Origin of the sequence: Aeromonas sp. s8 (genome assembly GCF_040907785.1) — a bacterium.
GTDB lineage: Bacteria > Pseudomonadota > Gammaproteobacteria > Enterobacterales > Aeromonadaceae > Aeromonas > Aeromonas veronii.
This window is the reverse complement of sequence record NZ_JBFOCL010000019.1, coordinates 109,374-132,697: the sequence shown is the minus strand read 5'-3', so window position 1 is coordinate 132,697 and position 23,324 is coordinate 109,374. Positions and strand designations below refer to the sequence as shown.

22 protein-coding genes are annotated in these 23,324 nt (G+C 59.4%); 10 read left to right on the top strand and 12 right to left on the bottom strand.

Annotation, left to right across the window (positions count from 1 at the left end):
• Nucleotides 1-232: 232 nt before the first annotated feature.
• From AB5Y86_RS07205 to AB5Y86_RS07190, 4 genes are all read left to right on the top strand, one after another.
• Complete coding sequence (locus tag AB5Y86_RS07205) at nt 233-1,630, top strand: TolC family protein (protein ID WP_368192481.1); 1,398 nt, start codon at nt 233-235, stop codon at nt 1,628-1,630.
• Between the two features lie 73 nt (nt 1,631-1,703).
• Nucleotides 1,704-2,708, top strand: coding sequence for an HlyD family secretion protein (locus tag AB5Y86_RS07200; protein ID WP_368192480.1), 1,005 nt, complete (start codon nt 1,704-1,706; stop codon nt 2,706-2,708).
• Nucleotides 2,708-3,862 carry an ABC transporter permease gene (locus AB5Y86_RS07195; RefSeq protein ID WP_368192479.1) on the top strand — a complete coding sequence of 385 codons (1,155 nt, stop codon included), beginning with the start codon at nt 2,708-2,710 and terminating at the stop codon, nt 3,860-3,862. The genes AB5Y86_RS07200 and AB5Y86_RS07195 overlap by 1 nt, the downstream gene beginning before the upstream one ends.
• Nucleotides 3,862-5,058, top strand: a complete 1,197-nt coding sequence (locus tag AB5Y86_RS07190) for an ABC transporter permease (protein ID WP_368192478.1) — start codon at nt 3,862-3,864, stop codon at nt 5,056-5,058. The genes AB5Y86_RS07195 and AB5Y86_RS07190 overlap by 1 nt, the downstream gene beginning before the upstream one ends.
• A gap of 110 nt (nt 5,059-5,168) precedes the next feature.
• Here the strand turns inward: AB5Y86_RS07190 and AB5Y86_RS07185 are convergent, their stop codons facing one another.
• The 3 genes from AB5Y86_RS07185 to AB5Y86_RS07175 all read right to left on the bottom strand — a co-directional run bounded on the left by AB5Y86_RS07185 (nt 5,169) and on the right by AB5Y86_RS07175 (nt 7,562).
• Nucleotides 5,169-5,804: an NAD(P)-dependent oxidoreductase gene (locus AB5Y86_RS07185; RefSeq protein WP_368192477.1), complete on the bottom strand. Its 636-nt coding sequence runs from the start codon at nt 5,802-5,804 to the stop codon at nt 5,169-5,171.
• A gap of 133 nt (nt 5,805-5,937) precedes the next feature.
• Complete coding sequence (locus AB5Y86_RS07180; protein WP_005349200.1) at nt 5,938-6,792, bottom strand: DnaA/Hda family protein; 855 nt, start codon at nt 6,790-6,792, stop codon at nt 5,938-5,940.
• 71 nt (nt 6,793-6,863) lie between these two features.
• The gene (locus AB5Y86_RS07175) at nt 6,864-7,562 is read right to left on the bottom strand and encodes a DnaT-like ssDNA-binding domain-containing protein (protein WP_005349201.1); all 699 of its coding nucleotides are present in this window, start codon (nt 7,560-7,562) and stop codon (nt 6,864-6,866) included.
• A gap of 240 nt (nt 7,563-7,802) precedes the next feature.
• Here AB5Y86_RS07175 and AB5Y86_RS07170 point away from each other — a divergent pair, with 240 nt between their 5' ends.
• Nucleotides 7,803-8,774, top strand: coding sequence for a response regulator (locus AB5Y86_RS07170; RefSeq protein ID WP_103250458.1), 972 nt, complete (start codon nt 7,803-7,805; stop codon nt 8,772-8,774).
• 73 nt (nt 8,775-8,847) lie between these two features.
• On the opposite strand, the gene AB5Y86_RS07165 is transcribed toward AB5Y86_RS07170, so the two are convergent.
• From AB5Y86_RS07165 to AB5Y86_RS07145, 5 genes are all read right to left on the bottom strand, one after another.
• Nucleotides 8,848-10,245 (bottom strand): peptide MFS transporter, encoded by a 1,398-nt coding sequence (locus tag AB5Y86_RS07165; RefSeq protein ID WP_021231963.1) that lies wholly within the window; start codon nt 10,243-10,245, stop codon nt 8,848-8,850.
• 213 nt (nt 10,246-10,458) lie between these two features.
• A complete protein-coding gene (gene galU / locus AB5Y86_RS07160) occupies nt 10,459-11,370 on the bottom strand; it encodes a UTP--glucose-1-phosphate uridylyltransferase GalU (protein WP_115521678.1) in 912 nt (303 codons plus the stop codon).
• 96 nt (nt 11,371-11,466) lie between these two features.
• Nucleotides 11,467-11,787, bottom strand: coding sequence for a ComEA family DNA-binding protein (locus AB5Y86_RS07155; RefSeq protein WP_368192476.1), 321 nt, complete (start codon nt 11,785-11,787; stop codon nt 11,467-11,469).
• 377 nt (nt 11,788-12,164) lie between these two features.
• On the bottom strand, nt 12,165-14,345 hold the full coding sequence (pta, locus tag AB5Y86_RS07150) for a phosphate acetyltransferase (RefSeq protein ID WP_005339119.1): 2,181 nt from the start codon (nt 14,343-14,345) through the stop codon (nt 12,165-12,167).
• Between the two features lie 54 nt (nt 14,346-14,399).
• Entirely contained in the window at nt 14,400-15,602 is a 1,203-nt protein-coding gene (locus AB5Y86_RS07145; protein WP_005349210.1) for an acetate kinase, read from the bottom strand.
• A 304-nt stretch (nt 15,603-15,906) separates the two neighbouring features.
• On the opposite strand from AB5Y86_RS07145, the gene yfbV reads away from it, so the two are divergent.
• Nucleotides 15,907-16,347: a terminus macrodomain insulation protein YfbV gene (gene yfbV, locus AB5Y86_RS07140; RefSeq protein ID WP_005339116.1), complete on the top strand. Its 441-nt coding sequence runs from the start codon at nt 15,907-15,909 to the stop codon at nt 16,345-16,347.
• A gap of 58 nt (nt 16,348-16,405) precedes the next feature.
• On the opposite strand, the gene AB5Y86_RS07135 is transcribed toward yfbV, so the two are convergent.
• The 3 genes from AB5Y86_RS07135 to AB5Y86_RS07125 form a co-directional block, all read right to left on the bottom strand.
• Nucleotides 16,406-16,906 carry a YfbU family protein gene (locus tag AB5Y86_RS07135; RefSeq protein ID WP_005341125.1) on the bottom strand — a complete coding sequence of 167 codons (501 nt, stop codon included), beginning with the start codon at nt 16,904-16,906 and terminating at the stop codon, nt 16,406-16,408.
• Nucleotides 16,907-17,069: 163 nt separating this feature from the next.
• Nucleotides 17,070-17,534 carry a thioredoxin-dependent thiol peroxidase gene (gene bcp, locus AB5Y86_RS07130; protein WP_204382183.1) on the bottom strand — a complete coding sequence of 155 codons (465 nt, stop codon included), beginning with the start codon at nt 17,532-17,534 and terminating at the stop codon, nt 17,070-17,072.
• A 24-nt stretch (nt 17,535-17,558) separates the two neighbouring features.
• Nucleotides 17,559-18,092, bottom strand: coding sequence for a glycine cleavage system protein R (locus AB5Y86_RS07125; RefSeq protein ID WP_005349229.1), 534 nt, complete (start codon nt 18,090-18,092; stop codon nt 17,559-17,561).
• Between the two features lie 204 nt (nt 18,093-18,296).
• On the opposite strand from AB5Y86_RS07125, the gene dapA reads away from it, so the two are divergent.
• From dapA to AB5Y86_RS07110, 3 genes are all read left to right on the top strand, one after another.
• Nucleotides 18,297-19,184, top strand: coding sequence for a 4-hydroxy-tetrahydrodipicolinate synthase (dapA, locus tag AB5Y86_RS07120; protein ID WP_005349232.1), 888 nt, complete (start codon nt 18,297-18,299; stop codon nt 19,182-19,184).
• The gene (bamC, locus tag AB5Y86_RS07115; protein ID WP_368192475.1) at nt 19,177-20,304 is read left to right on the top strand and encodes an outer membrane protein assembly factor BamC; all 1,128 of its coding nucleotides are present in this window, start codon (nt 19,177-19,179) and stop codon (nt 20,302-20,304) included. Before dapA ends, bamC begins: the two co-directional genes overlap by 8 nt.
• A 171-nt stretch (nt 20,305-20,475) precedes the next feature.
• Nucleotides 20,476-21,579, top strand: a complete 1,104-nt coding sequence (locus AB5Y86_RS07110; protein WP_040065098.1) for a phosphoribosylaminoimidazolesuccinocarboxamide synthase — start codon at nt 20,476-20,478, stop codon at nt 21,577-21,579.
• A 127-nt stretch (nt 21,580-21,706) separates the two neighbouring features.
• On the opposite strand, the gene AB5Y86_RS07105 is transcribed toward AB5Y86_RS07110, so the two are convergent.
• Nucleotides 21,707-22,309, bottom strand: coding sequence for a short chain dehydrogenase (locus AB5Y86_RS07105; RefSeq protein ID WP_368192474.1), 603 nt, complete (start codon nt 22,307-22,309; stop codon nt 21,707-21,709).
• A 97-nt stretch (nt 22,310-22,406) separates the two neighbouring features.
• On the opposite strand from AB5Y86_RS07105, the gene AB5Y86_RS07100 reads away from it, so the two are divergent.
• Entirely contained in the window at nt 22,407-23,306 is a 900-nt protein-coding gene (locus AB5Y86_RS07100) for a LysR family transcriptional regulator (RefSeq protein ID WP_368192493.1), read from the top strand.
• Nucleotides 23,307-23,324 lie beyond the last annotated feature (18 nt).

Here is a 23,324-nt window from a genome sequence, read left to right as displayed (position 1 = left end):
GTTAGTATTTGAGCGTCAGCCATTTTTTTCTGAAAAAAACGTCGCGCCAAGGCTTGCAAATTCTGGAGTTATTGAAAAACGGCCAGATTGCCGGAGAGTGAGCGCTGTACCATTCGGGTCGGACGCCTGCATAATTGTCAGTCCACTTGCAGGCCCGCTTTGCGTTATGATAGCGGGCTTAAGTCGAGCAAATGCTCCAAACATTTATGCAACAAAAGCGGATTGGGGATCTATGACGTCAAGGTTCATTAAATCACTCTGGCCGTGTCTGATGGGTGCCGTGCTGGGGTCGGCGCAGGCGCAAACCATCAGTTTTGGCGAAGCCTGGACCCGGGTCATCCAGCAGGATGAAGGGCTGGCTGCCGAGCAGGCCGGGGTCGATCGGGCCAAGCAGCTGCGCGAGGCGGCCAAGGACATGTATCTGCCCAAGGTGGATCTGGGGGCCAGCTATACCCATCTTGATCAGCCGATTGCACTTGATGCCCTCGATCTCAATCCGCTGGCCAAGCAGAAAGATCTGATCCTGGCGCTCGGCAGCCTGTTCGGGGTCGGGGCCAACGCATTTGTCACCCCCCTGACCAAACAGAATGTGGTGACCAGCTCGGTCAAGATGCTCTGGCCGCTGTTTGCCGGTGGTCGCATCGATGCGGCGCAGGATATCCGCCAGGCGCAGGTGAGCGAGGCGCAGCAACTGCTGGTGCTCAAGCAGCAATCCACCTTCGAGAGCCTCTCCCAGACCTATTTCGGCGTGGTGCTGGCTGCTCAGGTGGTGCAGACCAAACAGGAGATCGAAGAGGGGCTGGCCCACCATCTGGATCACGCCAAGAAGCTCGAAGCGCAGGGGCAGATAGCCAGGGTGGAGCGCCTCTCCGCCCAGTCGGCCTATGATCGGGCCCGCATCGATACCCAGAAGGCGCGCCGCAGCCTCGAGATCGCCGAGCTGGCCCTTGGCCGCATGCTGAAGTTGCCGAATGCCCAGCCGGGCAGCGGCCTGTTCGTCAACAAGGAGCTGCCGCGCCTTGAGGGGTTGGTGAGCCAGACCCTGGAGGTGCACCCCGGTCTCAAGCTGCTCAGTGCCAAGAAGGAGCAGGCCAAGGGGATGATCCGGGTCGAGCAGGGCAAATATGCCCCTGAGGTGTTCCTGTTCGGCAACTACAACCTCTATGAAGATGATTCGCTCGCCTCCAAGACCGCGCCGGACTGGCTGGTGGGGGTGGGGGTCAGCATGCCGCTGGTGAGCCGTGATGGCCGCTCCGAGACGGTGCAGGCCGCCAAGAGTGCCGAGCTGCAAGTCAATCTGCTGCAAGCCAAGACCCGTCAGGATCTGGAGTTGCTGGTAGAGAAGACCTGGCGCGAAGCGGCGCAGGGGCTGGAGGAGTATCAATCCCTCTCTTCCACCCAGGCGTTGGCAGAGGAGAACGTGCTGCTGCGGGACAAGGCCTTCGGGCAGGGACTCTCTACCTCCCTTGATGTGGTGGATGCCCAAAACCAGCTGGCGGGGGTCAAGACCCAACGTGCGGCGGCGGCCTATCAATATGTGGTATCGCTGGCCCGCCTGCTGGCGCTCTCCGGCCAGATGAACAGTTTCAATCAATATCAGCATGGTCAGGTGATCGAGGTGAACTCATGATCCCGGCCCTGTCTGTTCCTTTTTTCATGTCTGTTTCGACCACCAAGGGTCGCCCGTTTGTCGAGGTGAAGTGATGAGCCATCCCCCCATCAAAAAGAAGATGAGCCAGGGTAAACCGCTGTTGTTGCCGCTGGCGCTGGTGATCCTGGTGGTCTGGCTCGGCTGGCGCTTCTGGCTCGCCTATCAGCCCGAGCCGGTGCATCTGCAAGGGCAGATTGAAGCGCAGCAATATTCGGTCTCCTCCAAGGTGCCGGGCCGCATCGACGAAGTGTTGGTGAAAAAGGGCGATCAGCTGACCAAGGATCAGCTGGTCTTTACCCTGGCGAGCCCCGAGATTGAAGCCAAGCTGAGCCAGGCCAAGGCGGGTGAAGCTGCTGCGGGTGCGCTGGCGCAAGAGGCGGAGAAGGGTGCTCGTGCCCAGCAGATCGCCGCTGCCAAGGATCAGTGGCAAAAAGCCAAGGCTGCCGCCCAACTGCGTGGCAAGACCTATGAGCGGGTGGCCAGCCTGTACCGCGACGGCGTAATGCCCCTGCAAAAACGCGACGAGGCCTGGACTGCCTGGCAAGCCGCCCGCTACAGCGAAGGGATGGCGTGGCAGCAGTACCAGATGGCGTTGGAAGGGGCGCGGGAAGAGACCAAGATCGCCGCCCGCGAGAAGGCCAAGATGGCGGCGGGTTCGGTTGCTGAGGTAGAGGCCTATCTGGCCGATACCCGCATCACCAGCCCCCACAATGGTGAAGTGAGTCAGGTGTTGCTGCGCAGCGGCGAGCTGGCGCCACAAGGTTTCCCGGTGGTGACCCTGCTCGACATGAGCGATGCCTGGGCCCAGTTCCACGTGCGCGAGGATCTGCTGCCCCGCTTCCCGGTCGGTACCGAGTTTGATGCCCGCATCCCGGGCCTTGGCGATCAGACCGTGCGCTTCAAGGTGACCCATGTGGCCGTGATGGGGGATTTCGCCACCTGGCGTGCCACCGATACCCGTCAGGGCTTCGATATGAAGAGCTTCCAGGTGGAGGCTCGCCCGCTGCAACCGGTTGAGGGGCTGCGGGTTGGCATGAGTGTGCTGGTTGAACTCTGATGGGACGTGAATTTCGGCTGCTGTGGCAGGATCCCTTCAGCCGTGCCCTGATGAGCTGGGTGCCGCTGCTGCTGATGGGGATCCTCTGCTGGATCTTCTCGGCAGGATTGGCCCGCGACCTCAAGGTGGGGCTGGTGGATCTCGACCGAAGCGTGCTCTCGCGCCAGCTTGCCTTCTCGCTGGATGGCTCGGCTGGGCTCAAGGTCGCGCAACAGTTTGACTCCATCGATGCCGGGGCGCGTGCTCTGCGCGGTGGCGACATTTATGCGCTGGTGGTGATCCCCAACCATCTGGAGCGGGATGCCCGTCAGGGCACCCAGCCGCAGGTGACGGTATTCAACAACGGCCAGTTCATCCTGATCGCCAAGCTGGTCAACTCGGCGCTGGCGCAGGTGGTAGGGACTCTCAATGGTCAGGTGGGCGTGCTGGAGGCGATGGCCGATGGCAAGGCGCTGCCCGGTGCACTCGGACAGTCGGTGCCTATCAGCAGTCAGGTCACTGCGCTCTATAACCTCAACTCCAGCTATGCCCAATTTCTGCTGAGTGCCATTCTGCCTGCGGTGTGGCAGATCCTGGTGGTGCTGTTCGGCCTCAATGCACTGGCCCGTAATGATCGGCTGGGGCTGGACTGGACCACTCGCGGGGTCTGGTTTGGCCTCTGGCGCACCCTGCTGCCCCACGTGCTGATTGGCTGGGGTTGGGGGATAGTCTGGACGCTGCTGCTGTTCAAGGGCTTCTCCTACCCCATGCACGGCAGCTGGCTGGTGCTGGTGGTGGGTCTGGGGCTCGCCTCGGCCGCCTGCGTTACCATGGGGGCCTTCTTTTACGGCATCATTCGGGATCCGGCCCGCGCCCTGTCGCTGGCGGGGGCTTACACGGCGCCCGGTTTTGCCTTTATGGGGGTCACCTTTCCGGTGAGCGCCATGGGGGATTTCGCCCGCTTCTGGCGCAGCCTGTTGCCGGTCTCTCACTATGTGGAGCTGCAGATTGGCCAGAGCAACTATGGTTTGCCCCTCGCATCCGCTCTGCCGCAATTGGGGGCGCTGCTGCTGTTCCTGCTCCCCCTGCTGCTGGTGGTGCGCCGTTACAAGCAGCAGGCCGAGCTGGCCCGTCAATCTGCCGCAGTGGCCGTCGCCGAGAAGGAACCTGAGTGATGTTGGGATTTGTCGATCTGTTGCGCCTAGAGCTGCGCACCCTGCTGGCGGATCGCGCCATCATGCTGACCCTGTTTGGCGGGGTGATCTTCTACTCGTTTCTCTATCCCCAGCCCTATCTGCATCAGCTGCCGCGGGAAGAGGCGGTGGTGGTGGTCAACGACGATGGCAGTCAGTTGTCCCGTCAGCTGGAGTTTATGGCCGATGCCACGCCGCAGGTGAAGCTGGTGGCGCGGGGCAATTCGCTGGCCGAGGCGCGCCAGCTGATGATGGCCGGGGAGGCGAGCGGCATCCTGCATATCCCCAACCACTTCTATCGGGATCTGATGCTGGGCAAGATCGTCACCCTGAGCTATGCCGGTGATGCCTCCTACTTTCTGGTCTACGGCACCATTGCCGAGGGGTTGGCGCAGGCCGGTGGCACTCTCGCTGCGCAGGTGAAGGTGGCGCGGCTGCTGAGCCATGGCGAGGCACTGCCGCAAGCGGCCATGGGCTGGAACGCGGTGGCCCTCAACGTGGTACCGGTGTTCAACCCCACCATGGGCTATGTGAATTACGTGGTGCCGGCGGTATTCGTGCTGATCCTCCATCAGGTGTTGCTGATGGGGGCGGGGATCTTGGGGGCGACCCAGAACCAGCGTAGCTGTCGCGGCGAGCACGGTTATTGGCAAAGTGCGCCTGTGTTGCCGCTGCTGCTGGCCAGAACTCTGGTGCTGGCTGGGTTGTTCCTGCTGCCGGTGAGCTACTTCCTCGGCTTCTGCTTCGATCACTACAACATCGCCCGTCATGCCGATCCGCTGGAGCTGTGGCTGTTCGCCCTGCCGTTCCTGCTGGCGACCTGCTGGTTCGGTATTGTGCTGGGGGCGATCTTTACCCGGCGGGATCTGCCGACTCAGGTGGTGTTGATCTCCTCCCTGCCGCTGGTCTTTCTGGCGGGCTTTATCTGGCCGCTGGAGCTGATCCCGGCGCCCCTCAACTGGCTGGCTCAGTGGGTGCCCACTATCCCCGCCATCGAGGGTTTTCTGCGCCTCAACCAGATGGGGGCCGACTTTTCGCAGGTTTCCCGTTACTGGTGGCAGCTGTGGGGACTGGCGCTGCTCTACGGCGCGCTGGCCTGCCTGCTGCTGCGTTGGCGGCAGCAGTCACTGCCGGTGGCCAGTCAGCCGGTCGTACAGAGTGAGACCACCGCCGGTTAAGCGGGATGGTGCAAGCGCGAGCAAGATGGCGTGAGCGGTATAGCGAAAACGGTCAGCCCTTGGGCTGACCGTTTTGTTATGTGGTGGGGTTAAGCGGTTTTACTGCTGCTTTAGCCACGCTGGAGCGTGGGATCCCCGATGGCGTAGATCTGCCCCACCGCCGTCTCATCCGCCAGCAGACGCAGTCCTTGGGCAGCCACATCGGCGCGGCGCACCAGTCCGTGTACTTCCTTGCCCTGACTCAGTTCGGCACGGCCGGTGGCGTCGCCATCCTGCAGGCCCGCCGGGCGCAGAATGGTCCATGCAAGGGCGCTGGTCTGCAGCCAGCTCTCAGCCAGACTCTTGAGACGCACTTCATGACCGAAGGCGGCGCGTGCCCGCTCAGGCAGATATTGCCAGCTGTCGCCGCAGCCGAGGGAGGTGACCAGCAGCAGCCGTTTCAGGCCTGCCTGATCCATGGCATCGATCACATGGCGGTTGCCCTGATAGTCTACCGGCGCGGCTTGACGGAAGCTGCCGAGGGTAGAGACGACCTGTGCATCTTGCCCTGCCCGGGCGCATGCCTGCTGCACCGCAGCCGGATCCAGCGCATCCCCTTCGATCACCTCAACTCCCAGCTCCCCCAGTGCCATGGCCATCTCGGGGCTGCGCACCAGCGCAACGACCCGGTGCCCTTGGTTCAGGGCGTGATGAGTAAAGGCGCGGCCCAGCCCGCGGCTGGCTCCGAAAATCAGTGTGGTTGGCATAGCTGAGTTCCCTTGGCAAAAGGGGCTAGCCTAGTGGCTTGTTCGCCTGCTGTAAATGAGAGTTGTTTCTATTTGTGAGCTGGCAGGGAGGAGAGAGTGCGAGCCGCCAGCGACTGGCACTCTTTGAGAGGCATCAGCCGTTGTAGTTGCCGATGCTGGGGCGACGGCTGGGACCGCTCAGGTGGATATCCACCGGATTGAATGCCTTGATCGCTTCATAGCTGAAATCACCGATCGCCTGATGCAGGCTCTGGGGCGTGTGGTTGGTGATGATGATGACGCTCTTTGACAGGTTGCGACGGCGGCGCAGCAGGTGGCCGAGGAAGCTGGACTGACTCTCCGCCATCTTGGCGCGGTTGGCCGATACCTCATCGATGATCAGCAGATCCACCTCTTCCAGCGCGCGGCGGTACTGGTTGCGCTCATCCTGGTCGGGGATGACGTTGAAGAACAGCCGATCGACGATGGAGGCCCACTGCTGGAAGATCACCGATTTCTGGTGACGGGCGATCAGCTCATGCGCAACCGCCCCCGCCAGGGTCGACTTGCCGGTGCCGTAGTCGCCGTAGATCAGCATGCAGCCGCCACCGCTCTTCTCCCAGTGCTCGAAACCGCTGATAAAGTAACGGGCGGTCTCGATGGGATATTGCAGCGCCGGGTCACCGGCATCCATCTTGTCAAATACCCAGTCGGGGTTGAGGTCGGCCTGGGCGATCAGCTTCTGGATCCGCTCCTGACGGGCTGCCTTCTGCAGCTCGCGCACCTCGGCGTTGGCCTTGGCATCGTACTCCTTGCGCAGGGTCTCGTAGTCATACTGACCGCCGCCGGTCTCTTGTTGCAGGCGACGAATGCGCTCCAGCAGGCCACCCACATGGCGGCTCAATTCCGGGTCGTGAATACGGTGATCCTGCTTGGCCTTGGCGATCTTCTGGCGCTTGGCTTCGATCTCTTCCAGCTCCTGGCGCAGGGGATCTTGCGGGTCAGTCATGGAATGCTCCTTCTGCTCGATCAGGGATGGGTAGACAAGGGGTTGATTCTGCCTGCAGGCGGGGGCCGCTATCAATCATTATCCGGCTCCTGCTGCGCTGCGGGTTCTTGCGTCTGCTGTTGGGCCAGTCGCTTGGCCTCTTCAATCATCTGTTGGGCCCGTTTGCTGGGGCCCGACTCTGCCGGGGCCGGCGTCACCTGCTGGTAGCCCTGCACCTCCATCGGTTTGCGACGGGTATAGCGGCGGGTCTTGAGGGCGCGAATAAACTTGAGCATCCATTGATGCTGGGAGTCGAACACCTCGGGGCGCCCCAGCCAGTAGGCGATAAACTCCCCCAGATCCTCTTCGCTATAGCTGGCATCGATCACCCCGCACAGACGGGCGAGGGCGGGCAGCTCTTCGTCCGGACGCCATTGCAGATGCATCTGGAAGGGGCGCTCCGGCAGCGGGCTGCGCAATTTCTGGGTCAGCAGCGGCAACTGGAACGGGCACTGATGATAGTGCTCACTCTCGGGCTGAGCCTCGACCTGCAGCAGGCCCGCCTCCATCAGTTCATCGAACAGCTCGGTGAGCTGGCGGGCATTGACCTGAAACGAGAAGCCGCAGGGATCACCCGGATCGACCACTGCCAGCGCCCGACCCAGCTCGGGATAGTTGAGCCGGGCAGCCTGATTTTCCAGCACCAGTCGGCGCAGCTGCAGGGTGTAGAGACTGCGAGCCGGATGGGACAATCTTGGGTGGGCAAGGGCGCTGTATTCGGCTGGGGTCATGGTCTTCTTCACGAGCTGGAGTGGGGGGCATTATCCCTTATGGCGCCCACTTGCACAATTCGGATGGCGGTCGTAGTCGTGGGGCCACCCGAGCGAATAGAGCTGCGCGGGCGGATGGGGTTCTCTTGATGCCATCGTATGATCGAGGTCTACTTTTGACGCAGGGTTTCCGCGCTGACCACACTTTTGAGCTAGTCTTAATACCTAAATAACCAATTGACTAATAAGAGCTTTATCAAGATGTCAAAAGCCGGGCTACGGATCCTGGTGGTGGAGGACGAGGCCGTTTTTCGCCACTCGTTAGTGAGTTACCTCGCACGTGACGGGGCAACGGTCTTTCAGGCCGAAGATGGTATTGAGGGGCTATCGGCGGCGGCCCTCTACCATCCCGATGTGGTGCTCTGCGATCTCAATATGCCCAATATGGATGGCCACGAGGTGATCGCCTGCCTCTCTGCGCGCTATCCCCATATTCCGGTTATCGTCATTTCGGCCCAGAGCACCATGGAGGCGGTCGCCAGTGCCTTGCGTGCCGGTGCGCGGGACTATCTGCTCAAACCCCTCGAGGATTACGCGCTGGTCGAGCGCAGTATCGAACAGTGTCTCAACGGCAGCGCCAACCGGGCGCAACAACTGGAGCTGATGGATCACATCGACTATTTCAGTGCCCACGACAAGGCAGCCAGCCGCCTGCTGGCGGGGCTCAAGCCGCCGGGCTTGCAGGAGTGGGGCCCCTGGCAGGTCACGTTCAAGGGGCTGGGGCAGTTGTTTATTCCCGATACCTTCAAGGTGGAAGACAAGCTGCTGGTGCTGGTGATGGAGCTGCCGATCATGGGGGCGGATGCGGCATTTTGTGGTGCGCTGGTGCGATCCTTGATGAATGTCCCCTACCGCCAGTTTCAGCAGAACGAGAGCCGGTTGCTGAGCCAGCCGCACCGGTTGCTCGACTACCTCAACCATCAGTTGATGGCATCCGGGCTTCGCCACTCTTTTGCCATGGCGGCGCTGCTGTTTGATCAGCATGATGGGTTGGTGTTTGCCAACGCCGGGCTCACCTCTCCCCACTGGTTGATGCGCTCCGGCGGCTTGCCCCTTGGCCTGATGCGCAGTAGCCACTACGCCCTGCACAAACGCAGCTGGCATGAACCGTTCGCCCTGCAGTTTCGCAGCGACAGCGGCGGCTCGCTGGATGTGCAGGTTCGTCATCACTGATGCCGCATGACAATAAGCTAAAACAAACAGGGCGCCGATGGGCGCCCTGTTTATTGTTTACAATCCTGACCGTTTAGACGGTGGCGGATTGCAGTTTCTTCTCTTGAGCTTGCGGCTCTTTGGCCGGGCCTTCGGCACCGTGCATCCAGTAAACCAGACGGTTGGCCATGGTCAGCAGGATCAGGGCGCTCAGTACTGCAGCCAGGGCGATGCCACCGAAGATGGCGATCGGACCGGCTTCACCCACGAAGGAGCCGATAAAGCCCGCAGCGTAGTTAGCCAGGGCAACGAAGCCAAACCAGGCACCCATCATCAGGGAAGCCAGACGCAGCGGAGCCAGTTTGGTCACCATGGAGAGGCCGATCGGGGAGAGGCAGAGCTCGCCCAGGGTGTGGAACAGGTATGCGCCAACCAGCCAGAACATGGAGGTCTTGACGGTGTTGTCACCACCCTGCTGCAGCACGGCACCGACCATGAACAGGAAGCCGATAGCCAGGAACAGCAGACCCATGGCGAATTTCACCGGAGAGTTCGGCTCTTTCTTGCCGAGCTTGATCCAGATGGCCGCAACGACCGGTGCCAGAGTGATGATGAAGAAGGGGTTCAGGGACTGGAACCAGGCGGTCGGCACTTCGAAGCTGCCGATCATGCGGTCGGTATACTCCTGGGTGTAGAGGTTCATCAGACCACCAGCCTGCTCGAAACCGGCCCAGAAGATGATGGTGAACAGACCCAGTACCAGAATAACCTTGATGCGATCCACTTCCTGCTTGGTCAGCGGTGCTTTCTGCTCGGTAGTACGCAGGGCGGCTGCGCGCTGGGCGGCAGTGACGCGACCTATGTCACCCAGGAAACGCTGGGCCATGGTGGCCTGGATCACCAGAGAGAGCAGCATACCGATACCGGCGCCGACGAAGGCTGCTTGCCAGCCGTAGGCCGTAGCGGCAGCACCACAGATCACGCCTGCCAGCAGGGAACCCAGGTTGATACCCATGTAGAAGATGGTGAAAGCACCATCACGGCGGTGATCGCCCTCTTCATAGAGGTCACCCACCATGGTGGAGATGTTCGGTTTGAACAGGCCGTTACCCACGATCAGCAGCGCGAGGCCCGCGTAGAACATGGTGTTGACCATATCCGGGAACATGGCGTGGGGCAGTGCCAGAGTGAACTGACCTGCGGCCATCAGCACGGCACCAATCAGGATGGCGCGACGTTGACCCAGGAAGGTGTCAGCCAGCCAGCCGCCGATCAGCGGAGTGATATAAACCAGACCGGTATAGATACCGTAGAGTTTGAGGGCATCTGCCTGACTCCAGCCCAGACCGCCATTGGCAGTCAGGTCGGTCAGATAGAGCACCAGTACGGCACGCATGCCGTAATAGGAGAATCTCTCCCACAGTTCGGTACTAAAGAGCAAAAAAAGCCCTTTAGGGTGACCTAAAAAGGTCCCTTTTGACGGGTTATTCATTGGAACTTCCACCTGTGTCTTATATTTTTTTGAGTTTTTTATGCAAGGGCGAGAAACACGCCTCAATCCTTATAGAGCATGTGTGAATAAATTACAACATTATGATTTGCTGAGAGTTTATTTACTCTTGATTGATTTTTTGTTGCAAAAATGAAAAAGGAGCATCATTTGATGCCCCTTAAATACGTCTATAAAAAACAGATTTATCAGCGATTACAACTGCTTGACGAACTGCTTCAGCCAGCCGATGAATTCACCATTCAGCTCGTGATGGCGCACACCATATTCCACATTGGCTTTCATGTAGCCCAGCTTGCTGCCGCAATCGTGGCTCTTGCCCTTCATGAAGTAGGCGTTGACCTGCTCCTGCTCCATCAGCATGGCGATGGCATCGGTCAGCTGGATCTCGTCACCGGCACCGGCCGGGGTCTTCTCCAGCAGCGGCCAGATATTGGAGGAGAGGACGTAACGACCCACCACCGCCAGATTGGAGGGGGCTTCGTCACGGGGCGGCTTCTCGACAATGGCCTGCATCGGCAGGGACATCCCCTCGCTCAGGGCCTCGCCCTTGATGTCGGCGATGCCATACTTGTCCACTTCGCTCTCCGGAACCGCTTCCACCATGATCTGGCTGATCTGGTTCTCTTCGTACATGTGCACCATCTCGGCCAGGTTGTCCTGCTTGGGGTTGCTGGCAACGTCGTCGATCAGCACATCCGGCAGCAGCACGGCAAACGGGTTGTCACCGATCAGCGGACGGGCACACAACACAGCGTGGCCCAGACCTTTGGCCTCCCCCTGGCGGACGTGCATGATGGTGACGTCTTTCGGGCAGATCTGTTGCACCTCTTCCAGCAGCTGACGCTTGACTCGCTTCTCGAGGGTCGCCTCCAGTTCGAAACTCTTGTCGAAGTGGTTTTCGATGGAGTTCTTGCTCGAGTGGGTGACCAGCACGATCTCCTTGATCCCGGCGGCGATGGCTTCGCGCACTACGTACTGGATCAGCGGTTTGTCGACCACCGGCAACATCTCTTTCGGGATGGCCTTGGTGGCTGGCAGCATACGGGTACCCAGACCGGCTACCGGGAGCACGGCCTTGCGAACTGTCAGAGGAGTCTTTTTCATGGAAAACTATCCAGCGGGATTAAAGTGCGGCCATGATACTCCAAGAAAAATGGGGCAGCCACAGGCTACCCCATTCGTATATGCAGAGCTCGGACGTTATTTGACGATGATCATGTCACGGTTGGCTTCCAGCGTGGCCGGGCCAATGCCATTGACATCTGCCAGCTGATCGACCGAGGTGAACTTTCCCTGTTTTTCCCGATAGTCGACGATGGCTTGTGCCTTCTTGTCACCAATCCCTTTCAGGCTGGTGAGTTCGGCAAGGGTGGCCGTATTGATATTCAGCTTGCCGGACTCCTTGGCGACCGCGGTCGTGGTTGTTGGTTTGGGCGTTGCCTTATCTGCGGCCAGCACGGGTTGGCTGAACAGGGGCAAGCAGGCCAGCAGCATGACAGCAGAGAGCTTCTTCATCAGCATTTCCATTCCTCCATGATGTGGATATTGCCGAGTGGCACATTGATGAATAGCGTATCGAACGGGTCTTTTTCACTGCTATTTCTAACAGGTCAAATCCTCATGCCGATGGCGAAATATTTGCTATAAGCGCTTCACTACGAATGCCCTCATAAATCCAACCGTATGATCTTGAATCTATTTTAGATGCATCATAAAGGTGGTGGGCACGCTTTCCCGCGGCGCTACGCTCGAGACATTTCTGGCACATCACATTGCATTATTCTGTGCAACACTGCACTGATGGCATGTTTCACTGGTCTTCAAAAGAGAACCAATAAAAAAGGCTGCTCACCTGGGGTGAGCAGCCTTTGTGATCGGTTTTTTCAGACAGGCACTGATTAGGCTTGTTCGTCAGCCTGGGCAGCCTGGATACCGGTCAGGGCGATGGTGTAGACGATGTCGTCAACCAGGGCGCCACGGGAGAGGTCGTTGACCGGCTTACGCATGCCTTGCAGCATCGGGCCGATGGAGACCAGGTCAGCGGAACGCTGCACCGCCTTGTAGGTGGTGTTACCGGTATTCAGGTCAGGGAAGACGAACACGGTAGCTTTACCGGCAACCGGTGAGTTCGGTGCCTTGGACTTGGCCACGTTCTCCATGATGGCCGCGTCGTACTGCAGCGGGCCGTCGATGATGAGGTCGGGGCGCTTGGCTTTGGCCAGCTCGGTCGCTTCACGCACTTTCTCTACATCGGCACCAGCGCCAGAGGTACCGGTGGAGTAGGAGATCATGGCGACGCGCGGCTCGATGCCGAACGCGGCAGCAGAGTCGGCGGACTGGATGGCGATCTCGGCCAGCTGCTCGGCAGTCGGATCCGGGTTGATCGCGCAGTCACCGTAGACCAGCACCTGGTCAGGCAGCAGCATGAAGAAGATGGAGGAGATCAGGGAAGAGCCCGGAGCGGTCTTGATGATCTGCATCGGCGGACGGATGGTGTTGGCAGTGGTGTGCACCGCGCCGGATACCAGGCCGTCAACTTCGTTGCGTTCCAGCATCATGGTACCCAGTACCACGTTGTCTTCCAGCTGCTCGCGGGCAACCACTTCGGTCATGCCCTTGTTCTTGCGCAGCTCGACCAGACGCGGCACATAGCGCTCGCGTACAACGGCCGGATCGATGATCTCGACGCGATCGGTCAGAACCACACCCTGCTGTTCGGCAACACGACGGATCTCTTCCGGGTTACCCAGCAGCACCGGACGGGCAATGCCACGCTCGGCACAGATGGCTGCAGCCTTGATGGTGCGCGGCTCGTCGCCTTCCGGCAGCACGACACGCTTGTTGGCCTGACGGGCCAGCTCGGTCAGCTGATAACGGAACGCCGGCGGGCTCAGACGACGGGAACGGGTAGAACTGACAGTCAGCGACTCGATCCAGTGCTTGTCGATGTGGCCAGCGACGTAGTCCTGTACCAGCTCGATACGCTCGCGGTCATCTTCCGGAATATCGACGTTGAAGTTCTGCAGGCTGACGGCGGTCTGCCAGGTGTTGGTACCGGTCATCATGATCGGCAGGCCGGTGGCCATGGCCTGTTGGCACAGCGCCATGACCTGCGGCTCCGGATGATAGTTACCGGTCAGCAGCAGGGCGCCCAGCTTGACGCCGTTCATGGCGGAGAGGCAGGCGGAGACGATAACGTCAGAGCGGTCGCCGGAGGTCACCAGCAGGCTGCCCGGACGGAAGTGCTCAACCATGTTGTGGATGGAGCGGGCACAGAAGGTCACGGTCTGCAGGCGGCGGCTGTCCAGCTCACCCTTGTGCAGGATCTTGGCAGCCAGATGCTTGGCGAGATCCTTGGCGCGCGGGGCGATCAGCTGGGTGTTCCAGGGGATGCAACCCAGGATGCGCAGCGGGCTCTTGCCAAACACTTGCAGCACTTCCAGGTTGTGGGCAGCGTCAGAAGCGTGGTGATGGGCTTCGAACATCTCGGTCAGGTCAGGGCGGGTTACGCCATGCTCGTCAACCGGTGCGCCAACCTTGTTGATTACGCAACCAACGATACGGGGGTTGTTGACACCACCGAAGTTGGAGCAGGCCAGCTCAATGCGCTCTTTCAGCTTCTGGCTGGAGTCATGGCCCGGGTGGGTCACGAATACCATGTCAGCGTCCAGCGCCTTGGCGACGTCGTAGTTCAGCTTGTTGGCAAAGGGCTGCTTGTCGGTCGGCACCATACCTTCGACAACCAGCACTTCGGCACCACTGGATTTCACGTGCTCTTCGAAGCGGGCAACGATCTCTTCCAGCAGGATGTCGGTGTTGCTGGAGCTGATCATGTTCTCGGCGTAGGAGAGGGTGAAGGGCTCGGGCGGATTGATGTTGGCAGCAGCGCGGATAACGGCGGTTGAGCGCTCGGCACCGGTTTCACCCGGACGCGGCTGGGCAACCGGTTTGAAGAAGCTGACATTGACACCGTGACGCTCCATGGCGCGAACAACGCCAAGACTCACGGAAGTTACGCCGACACCAGTGCCGACCGGGATAAGCATAATAGTGCGTGCCACTTTATACCCCTTGTTCATTTTTTGGGATCAGGAAAAGGCCGCCCTGTGGGCGGCCTCGAGTTACTGCGTCAATTAAGCGCCGACCAGTTCCAGCGCGTCGTGGGCGATAACCCACTCTTCGTTGGTCGGGATAACCAGGGCCTTGGTAGAACCAGCCTTGGTGATCTCGCCACCCTTGCCGAAACGAGCCTTCAGGTTGGCGTCGTGATCGACGTCAAAGCCCAGCAGACCCAGCTTGTTCAGGGTGATTTCACGGATCGGGGCGGAGTTTTCACCGATACCACCGGTGAAAACAACGGCGTCCAGACGACCGTCCATGGCGGCAGCGTAGGCGCCGATGTACTTGGCCAGGCGATAGCAGTAAACGTCCATAGCACGCTTGGCTTCTTCTTTGCTGTCGTAGTTGTCTTCAACAAAACGGCAGTCGGAGGTCACTTCGGTCAGACCCTGCAGGCCGGACTCTTTGGTCAGCATGGTGTTGATATCAGCAACGCTCATGCCCAGCTTGTCGTGCAGGAAGAAGATGATGGCCGGGTCCAGATCGCCTGAGCGGGTACCCATCACCAGGCCTTCCAGCGGGGTCAGACCCATGGAGGTATCAACAGATTTGCCGTTCTTGATGGCGCAGACGGAACCGCCGTTGCCCAGGTGGCAGTTGATGATGTTCAGCTCTTCAACCGGCTTGTTCAGCTGCTTGGCAGCCTCCAGGCTGATGTAGTAGTGGCTGGTGCCGTGAGCGCCGTAGCGACGGATGCCGTTCTCTTTGTAGAGTTTGTACGGCAGGGCGTACAGGAAGGCTTCTTCCGGCATGGTCTGGTGGAACGCGGTATCGAATACGGCCACGTTCTTGTCAGCCAGCGCCGGGAATACGCGGCGAGCTTCACGGATACCGATCAGGTGAGCCGGGTTGTGCAGCGGTGCGTACGGAACGGCGGCTTCGATGCCGGCGATCACGTCTTCGCAGATGACAACGGAAGAGGTGAAGCGCTCGCCACCGTGAACAACACGGTGACCGATGGCGATCAGGTTCTTGGACAGTTCCGGATTGAGCGGCAGGATCTTGTTGACGATGAAGTCCAGCGCTTCCTGGTGAGCGGCACCCGCGCCCAGATCGGCACTGCCTTTCTCGCCATTCAGTTTCCACTTGATGCGGGCGTCGTCGAGGTTGAAGCACTCGGCCAGGCCGGACAGCAGGTCATCACCGGTGGTTGCGTCAATGACGGCAAACTTCAGGGAAGAGCTGCCACAGTTAAGAACAAGAACCAGCTTACTCATGAATAAATCCTATCGCAGATTGGGTTGTGTAGGCGGATGCGTTGGACGCGGTGCGGCCAAAAACTTTCAACTTATCCTTATGAGGGTTGGCAATCTGTTGCTTGCCCCTTGTATAGTGATACAAGACCCGAAATCCAGACGTCCCTGACAGGTCAATAGCAAGAAGCTTTTGACGCAAAAATGGGCGTACAAAGGATAACCCGATTGTTGAAAAATAACAAAGTCATCCTCAACCTTTGTTACTTTGCATCAAATTTTGTCGAGGTTTTGCCGTTAGTACGTTCAAAAAGCGCTCGGAGGTAGTATGAGCATGAACATTTTTGGAACTAAGTTACAGCAAGGCCGCCATTATATGACGCTTTGGCCGCGCCGTCCCGAGCTCAATTCGATGTTTCCTGAAAATCGGGTGATCAAGGCGACTGAGTTCGCCCTCAAGGTGATTCCCGCGCTGGCGGTGCTGAGCGTGATGCTGCAGTTCCAGTTTGGCGAGCTGCACTACTGGCCTTCCGTCATCACCTCGGTGCTGTTTTTGCTCAGTTTGCCGCTGCAGGGTTACTACTGGCTCGGCCAGCGTGCCGACACCCGCTTACCCCCGTCGCTGGCGAGCTGGTATCGGGAGATCAACGGCAAGATGAACGAGCAGGGTGGCCGTCGTCAGCTGGTGTCACAACCGCGCTATGAAGAATTGGCCGATACCCTCAAGGCCGCCTTCCAGCAGCTCGATAAATCCTTTCTCTACGAATAACCCGTTTCAGATACAAAAAGGCGCCAGTGGCGCCTTTTTGTTGTCTGGTGGCCTGCCATCAGGCAGCCAGCACTTTGCGGATCTCTTGTATGGAGAGCTTGTACTGACGCGGGCACTGACGCCACACCTGCAGCATCCGCTGGTATTTGTCGCGCATGGCGATGTCGCTGGAGAGCTCGTCGCACGGGCACTTGAGCTCGGGGAAGCGCTTGTCCACCTCCAGCAGGAAGCAGACGTAGTCAGCCAGTTCACGCTCCTGGCTGCGGCTGTAGCCGTTGAACTCCAGCCGACTGGCATTGATCTCGCCCTGATCGGCGGCATCCAGATTACCCCATGAGATGGCCAGTGCGTGGTGCAGCTCAAGGGTGTCGATCACCTCCTGGCAGGTCGCCAGATCCAGATGGCCGAAGCTCTTCTCCAGCTCGAGGATCTGCAGGCAGTAGCCGCGCTCGATGATGGTGCTGGCGCGCTGGTAGACGTCCGCTTTCTCCGGGTTGAGTTTCGCCAGAATTTCGTACTGGTTGCTCAGGATCAAACGCTCAGTGTTGCTCATGTTCATGGGATATCTCGCTGGAAGATGATTCTGGGGTCACGTTAACCCATATATAAAATGAATTTTTTGATCTGGGCGGGGGAGTTGGTGAGAAAAATCCGTTGGCAAGGGGCGGCTGACCAGACAAAAAAGGCCTGCATGGCAGGCCTTTCAATGACGCAGGGGAGGGTTATCCCTTGAGGAAATCCAGTACCACCTGGTGGTGACCGCTGGTTTTGAACTTGTCGAAGTGGTGGGCAATCTTGCCCTCTTCATCGATCAGGAAGCTCTGACGGTGAATGCCGTCATACTCCTTGCCCATGAACTTCTTCGGGCCCCAGACGCCAAAGGCATCGGCGACAGCGTGGTCTTCATCAGCCAGCAGGGTGAAGTTGAGCTGGTCCCGCTCTTCGAACTTTTTCAGCCGTTTGGCCGGATCCGGGCTGATGCCAAGCACCACCACATTGAGGGCGGCCAGCTCGGCGTTCACATCGCGCAGGCTGCAGGCCTGGGTGGTGCAGCCGGGGGTCATCGCCTTGGGGTAGAAATAGACCAGCACTTTCTTGCCGCGCAGGCCAGCGAGGCTGACCTGATTGCCATTCTGGTCGGGCAGGGAGAAATCGGGGGCGGGGCTGCCAGCTTGTAGTGGTTGCATGGGGTCTCCTCGGGTAAAACGCCCTCAGGCGTGTTTGCGATTGACGATAAACTCGAACGATTCGGCACCCAGTTGACGACAGAATTCGGCGAAGGCGGTTTGCGAACCTTCCACTTCACCTTCTCTAGCCAGATTGAGCTGAAAACTGATCTTCAGCAGGTTGAACGGCTGCTGCTCCAGGGTCATGGATTGCATCGCCTGAATGTTCCAGCCATGTTCGCTGAAGAACTGGGTGCACTGGCTTACGATGCCTGGCTCGTCGCGGATCAACAGGTCGGCACTGGCGCGGACGTCATACTGCAGGGACTGGTGGCGCTCGGTGCGTTTCATCATGGTGATGAGATCCCACTCCTGGCTACGCAGGGGCAGGCTGATTTCGAGTTGCATCATGCTGTTCCAGTCGCCCGAGAGCAGCATGATAAAGGTAAATTCATTGCCGAAGATGCCAAGGCGGCTGTCTACAATGTTGCAACCACAGCCACTGACGTGGCGGGTCACTTCATTGACGATGCCAGGCCTGTCCGTGCCGATGGCCGTTACGACCAGGTAGTGAGTCATAAATCTTCTCTCGTCCGTTATTTCGTTGCGAAAGCCGCGCTGGCAAGCCACCCTCCGGCCCTGATGACCACTCCCTGAGGGACGCTGCCGACTTTCGTCCATTACTTTTTGTTCCGGATGGTATCACGGCTTGCCCCCTCTCTCCCTTGTTTTTCAAAGGGGTCAGCTTTACCATTACGCCCCTGAAAATCGGGAGAAAAGTCCATGTTACGCGGTAGTATTGTTGCGCTCGTTACCCCCATGCTGGCTTCAGGTGAAGTCGATTGGGCCAGTCTGGCCAAACTGGTCGACTATCATGTCAGCGCCGGGACCAGCGCCATTGTTGCGGTGGGGACCACGGGGGAGTCGGTGACCCTGAGCGAGCAGGAGCATATTGCCGTCGTTGAAAAGACCGTTGAGTATGCCGCCGGACGCATTCCCGTCATCGCCGGTTGCGGCTCCAACAATACTGCCCATGCCATTGAATTGGCAAAGCGACTGGCCAAAACCGGCGTGGTGGCGGGCCTCTCGGTGACTCCTTACTACAACAAGCCCACTCAGGAAGGTCTCTATCGCCACTATTGTGCGATCGCCGAGGCTAGTGGTCTGCCCCAAATTCTTTATAATGTGCCCGGTCGTACCTGTTGCGATCTCAAACCGGAGACCGTGGCCCGTCTGGCCAAGGTTCCCGGCATTATCGGTTTGAAAGAGGCAACCGGCGATTTGAGCCGTACCCCGCTGCTGCGCGAGCTGTGCGGGCCGGAGTTTGCTCTCTACAGTGGCGACGATGCCACTGGTTGTGATTTTATGCTGCAAGGTGGCGATGGCGTGATTTCGGTCACCACCAATATTGCAGCGGCCCAGATGGCCGACATGTGTCGTGCTGCGCTGGCCGGCGATGCCGGGCAGGCGCATGACATCAACAATCTCTTGATGCCGTTGCACAAGACTCTGTTCTGCGAACCGAGCCCCACCCCGGTGAAATGGGCCTGTGCCCAACTGGGGTTGATTGCAACAGCCACCTTGCGCCTGCCGCTGGTTGACCTCACCCCCGAGGGCGAACAGCTGATGGCGCGAGCACTGACCACAGCGGAGTTGATGGCGAGTGTTTAAATCTAATGGAAAGGGAAATAGAGCCCGTCTGGTGCTGAGCGTTGCGACTGTTGCCGTCTTGGCCGGTTGCAGCACCCCCCAGGATCGCAAAATGGCCAACCGCGACTTCGGTTATGAAGATGCCCGCCTCGAGGGCCGCGCGTTCTTGATCCCCGCAGGATTGAGTGCCCCCACCTTCAACAGCCAGTACGATATCCCGCCGCTTCCCGAGAGCAGCCGTGAAGGTGCCCTCGGCGCCCAGGTCGATGTGCGCCCACCCGCTCAGCTGCTGACCGTGGTACCGGGCAGTCAGGTCGTGCAGAGCGCAACCGAACCGACCGTTGCCTTCTATGCCCTCAGCACCAGCCAGAGCGTGGAGCGCGATACCTGGTCGTTCCTGATGAACTTCCTGGCCAAATACAAGGTCACCACCGAGAAGCTGGATCAGCAGAATGGAGTATTGCAGACCGGCTGGTTTGACAACACGGTCGCCCTCGATGGCTGGGGTGAAGATGACGAAGACTTCAAAATTCGTCAGCGTTACCAGTTCACCGTGCGCAACGATGCCCAGCGCCACGCCGTCAACATGTCGGTCCGGGTACTGGATCACGAAGAGACCATCGACGGCGAGACCAGCAACAAGCTGACCCCTGCCGATGCCCAGCGCTATGCCGCGCGAGTGCTGAACCAGTTCTCGCTCTATTACGACAGCCAGCTGAAAGCCCGCGAGCAGCACAAGTCCAACGATGGCATGGGTCTGCAACTGGGTCTGGACAACAACGAACTGAGCGCCTGGATTGCCGAAGGCTCCTTTGATCAGGTGTGGCGTCGCCTCAACCAGGTACTGCCCGCTTACGGTTTCACCATCAAGGATACCCAGCAGTCTCTGGGCTGGATCGACGTCGAGTACGAAGAGCCGAGTGCCGAGTTCTGGAAGGCGAAAGGGAGCGAGCCGTTCAAACTGGAGGAGGAGAAATACCGCTTCCAGCTTGGCGAAATGGCGGGAGGCAAGACCTCCATCACCCTGTTCGACAAGGACAAGAAGCCGGTATCGTCCGGGGTTATCTCCCAGATGTATATCAGCCTGTCCGAGGCGTTCGCCAAGGGGCTGGCCGATCAGGCAGCAGCAAAAGCAGAATAAATACAGGGGCCTTGTGCCCCTGTTTTGTTATCAAAATCCCCCTGAAAACGCGGGGATTCCGAGCGGTTTTCGATGATGCGAGCCCCCTTGCCAGCCCGTTGCAAACAAACAGGGCGCGCAGGTGAGGGACTCGCGATGTTTACCCCCCACAAACAGGAAGTGTTATTAGCCATGAGTCTTGCAGATCAAGTATTGGCGGTGAATGACGATTTACCGATCCGTACCGATAAACCTGTCCATTCCGGCAAAGTGCGCAGCGTCTACTGGTTGACCCCCGAAGACAGTGCCCGGCTCATAAAAGAGAAAGGTTATGATGTGCCGGCCGATGCGCCCCTCGCCCTCATGGTGATCAGCGATCGCATCTCGGCCTTCGATTGCATCTGGCAAGGTGTGGATGGCCTGAACGGCGTACCGGGCAAAGGGGCTGCGCTCAATGCCATCTCCAGCCACTGGTTCAAGCTGTTCAAGGAGAAGGGACTGGCCGACAGCCACATTCTGGATATTCCGCACCCCTTTGTCTGGATTGTGCAAAAAGCCCGTCCGGTGATGATCGAGGCGATTGCCCGCCAGTACATCACCGGCTCCATGTGGCGTGCCTACAAGGATGGCGAGCGCGAGTTCTGCGGCATCACTCTGCCGGAAGGGCTGAAAAAGGATCAGAAACTGCCGGAGATCCTCATCACTCCCTCCACCAAGGGCGTGTTGAAAGGGCTGGATGGCGTGCCGGAAGCCGATGACGTCAACGTCTCCCGTGCCGATATAGAGCGCCATTATAAGGGCTTCAACTTCAGCAAGCCGGCCGACATCGACCGCTACGAAGTGCTGCTCAAAGAGGGCTTCAACGTCATCAGCGACGCGCTGGCCGGGCTGGATCAGATCTTCGTCGATACCAAGTTCGAGTTTGGTTACGTCCACGATGCGGCGGGCAATGAAAAGCTCATCTACATGGACGAAGTGGGCACCCCCGACAGCTCCCGTATCTGGGATGGCGCGGCCCTACGCGACGGTCAGATTGTCGAGAAGTCTAAAGAGGGTTTCCGTCAGTGGCTGCTCAACCACTTCCCGGATCCGGACATCCTGCTCAACAAGAACCGTATGCCGGAACGTTTTGCCCTGGCCCGCGACAACAAGCTGCCTACCGAAGTGATGATGGATATCTCCAACACCTATGTCGGGATCGCCGAGAAGATCATCGGCCACAAGCTGGCGCGTTCTGCCAATCCCAAGCAGGAGATCATCGAGGTGCTACGCGACCAGTACGGTCTGATCGACTAAGGGTTGCGCTCTTTTTTGTCGTCAACAAACAAACGTTTGCCGATAGCGAAGGAGATAGGCAGAGAAACAGACGGGCCCCGCTACGGGGCCCGTTTTTATTGCTGGTCTGGCGGCAAGCGAGCGGCGCTCAGCCGTTGACCCTGAACACCTGGCCGGTCTGGATGCCCAGCACCGACTTCTTGTAAGCCTGCGCCACCTTGGCGGCGGGCACCGGCACGAACCCCGGGAAGAAGTCGGCGTATTTGTCCATCGACTCCGCCAGCACGGTGGGGCTCACCACGTTGATGCGAATGCCCCTTGGCAGCTCGCAGGCGGCCGCTTTCACAAAGTGATCGATGGCGCCGTTGACGGTGCTGGCGCTCACCCCCCAGTTGATCGGCTCCTCGCTCAGAATACCGCTGATCAAAGTGATGGAACCCTTGTCAGTCAGATAGGGGATGGCGGCTCGGGTCAGGTTGATCTGGCCCATCAGCTTGTTCTCCAGTCCCACCTGCCACTGCTCGTCGGTCATCTCGGTCAGGCCGTTGAAGGCCACGCTGCCGCTGGCGACAACCAGTGCATCAAACTGGCCCACTTGGGCGAACAGCGCCTTGATGGAGGCGGGATCGCGCATGTCGACCGTGGCATCGCCACGGCTGTGGCCGACCCGGATCACCTGATGATCTTTGGCAAGCAGTTCACTGACTGCGGAGCCGACGGTGCCGGAGGCACCCACAATCACAATTTTCATCTGCATCACTCCTGGTTGGGATGTATCGATTCTAGCGCAACAGAAAATGCGAAAAAGCGCGTAAAATAAACCCATTGTTTCCATATTGGAGCTAATGATGGATATCGCCCATCTGGCCAGCTTTTACGAGGTGGTGCTGCGCGGCAGTTTCTCGGCTGCTGCCGATACGCTGGGAGTGAGCAAGGGGATGCTAAGCCGCCACGTCAGCGCGCTGGAGTCCTCCCTCAATGCACAACTGTTGCAGCGCACCACCCGCCGCCTCAGTCTGACCGAGGCGGGCAAGACCCTCTACCGGCAGGCGGGGGAGATCTTCGCGCTGGCTCGGCAGGCGGAGCAGGATATTCAGGCGCTGACCGAAGAGGATGGCGGTCGCTTGCGCTTTACCTGCCCGGTCAGCACCGGCGATCGCATGGTGAGCGAGCTGCTGACCAGCTTTGCCGCGCTCTGCCCCGGAGTTGAAGTCGAGCTCAACTTCACCAACCAGATGGTCGACATGAGTCAGGGGGAGAACGACATCGCCCTGCGCGCCATGAACGAGGTGCCGGACAATCTGGTAGCCCTGCCGCTCGGTCGGCTCAAGGATGTGGTGGTGGCCAGCCCCGCGCTGGTGGCGCGAGAGGGGCATCCTGCCACTCCCTATGAACTGAGCGGGCGCAACTGCCTGTTGCAGGGGCACAATCCGGCCTGGGAGCAGTGGCACTTTATCCGTGAGGGGGAAGAGGCCCACATTCTGGTACAAGGCAAGGTGCGGGCCAACCACTACAGTACCGTGTTGCAACTGGTGCGCGCCGGTATGGGCTATGCCAAGTGCCCGCTGATGCTGGTGGAATCGCAGCTGACGGCAGGAGAGCTAGTGACCGTGCTCGACGAATGGCAGAGCGGGCTGCATCAGCTCCATGTACTGCATGCCCAGCAGCGGCGGGTGCCGCGCAAGATCCGGCTGTTCAAGCAGGTGCTGGCCCAGTGGTTTGCCGAGCGGCCCCACTACCTGTTCTGAGCGGCGTTATTTTTCTGT

Excerpts from the sequence above, each read along its gene's own strand:
- AB5Y86_RS07145 (WP_005349210.1), bottom strand. The coding sequence starts at position 15,602 with ATGAGTAAGCTGGTTCTTGTTCTTAACTGTGGCAGCTCTTCCCTGAAG.
- yfbV (WP_005339116.1), top strand. The coding sequence starts at position 15,907 with ATGAGCATGAACATTTTTGGAACTAAGTTACAGCAAGGCCGCCATTAT.
- dapA (WP_005349232.1), top strand. The coding sequence starts at position 18,297 with ATGTTACGCGGTAGTATTGTTGCGCTCGTTACCCCCATGCTGGCTTCA.
- AB5Y86_RS07105 (WP_368192474.1), bottom strand. The coding sequence starts at position 22,309 with ATGAAAATTGTGATTGTGGGTGCCTCCGGCACCGTCGGCTCCGCAGTC.
- AB5Y86_RS07200 (WP_368192480.1), top strand. The coding sequence starts at position 1,704 with ATGAGCCATCCCCCCATCAAAAAGAAGATGAGCCAGGGTAAACCGCTG.
- AB5Y86_RS07110 (WP_040065098.1), top strand. The coding sequence starts at position 20,476 with ATGAGTCTTGCAGATCAAGTATTGGCGGTGAATGACGATTTACCGATC.
- AB5Y86_RS07100 (WP_368192493.1), top strand. The coding sequence starts at position 22,407 with ATGGATATCGCCCATCTGGCCAGCTTTTACGAGGTGGTGCTGCGCGGC.
- bcp (WP_204382183.1), bottom strand. The coding sequence starts at position 17,534 with ATGCAACCACTACAAGCTGGCAGCCCCGCCCCCGATTTCTCCCTGCCC.
- AB5Y86_RS07170 (WP_103250458.1), top strand. The coding sequence starts at position 7,803 with ATGTCAAAAGCCGGGCTACGGATCCTGGTGGTGGAGGACGAGGCCGTT.
- pta (WP_005339119.1), bottom strand. The coding sequence starts at position 14,345 with ATGAACAAGGGGTATAAAGTGGCACGCACTATTATGCTTATCCCGGTC.
- AB5Y86_RS07125 (WP_005349229.1), bottom strand. The coding sequence starts at position 18,092 with ATGACTCACTACCTGGTCGTAACGGCCATCGGCACGGACAGGCCTGGC.
- galU (WP_115521678.1), bottom strand. The coding sequence starts at position 11,370 with ATGAAAAAGACTCCTCTGACAGTTCGCAAGGCCGTGCTCCCGGTAGCC.
- AB5Y86_RS07180 (WP_005349200.1), bottom strand. The coding sequence starts at position 6,792 with ATGACTGACCCGCAAGATCCCCTGCGCCAGGAGCTGGAAGAGATCGAA.
- AB5Y86_RS07155 (WP_368192476.1), bottom strand. The coding sequence starts at position 11,787 with ATGCTGATGAAGAAGCTCTCTGCTGTCATGCTGCTGGCCTGCTTGCCC.
- AB5Y86_RS07135 (WP_005341125.1), bottom strand. The coding sequence starts at position 16,906 with ATGAACATGAGCAACACTGAGCGTTTGATCCTGAGCAACCAGTACGAA.
- AB5Y86_RS07195 (WP_368192479.1), top strand. The coding sequence starts at position 2,708 with ATGGGACGTGAATTTCGGCTGCTGTGGCAGGATCCCTTCAGCCGTGCC.
- AB5Y86_RS07190 (WP_368192478.1), top strand. The coding sequence starts at position 3,862 with ATGTTGGGATTTGTCGATCTGTTGCGCCTAGAGCTGCGCACCCTGCTG.
- AB5Y86_RS07165 (WP_021231963.1), bottom strand. The coding sequence starts at position 10,245 with ATGAATAACCCGTCAAAAGGGACCTTTTTAGGTCACCCTAAAGGGCTT.
- AB5Y86_RS07185 (WP_368192477.1), bottom strand. The coding sequence starts at position 5,804 with ATGCCAACCACACTGATTTTCGGAGCCAGCCGCGGGCTGGGCCGCGCC.
- AB5Y86_RS07175 (WP_005349201.1), bottom strand. The coding sequence starts at position 7,562 with ATGACCCCAGCCGAATACAGCGCCCTTGCCCACCCAAGATTGTCCCAT.
- AB5Y86_RS07205 (WP_368192481.1), top strand. The coding sequence starts at position 233 with ATGACGTCAAGGTTCATTAAATCACTCTGGCCGTGTCTGATGGGTGCC.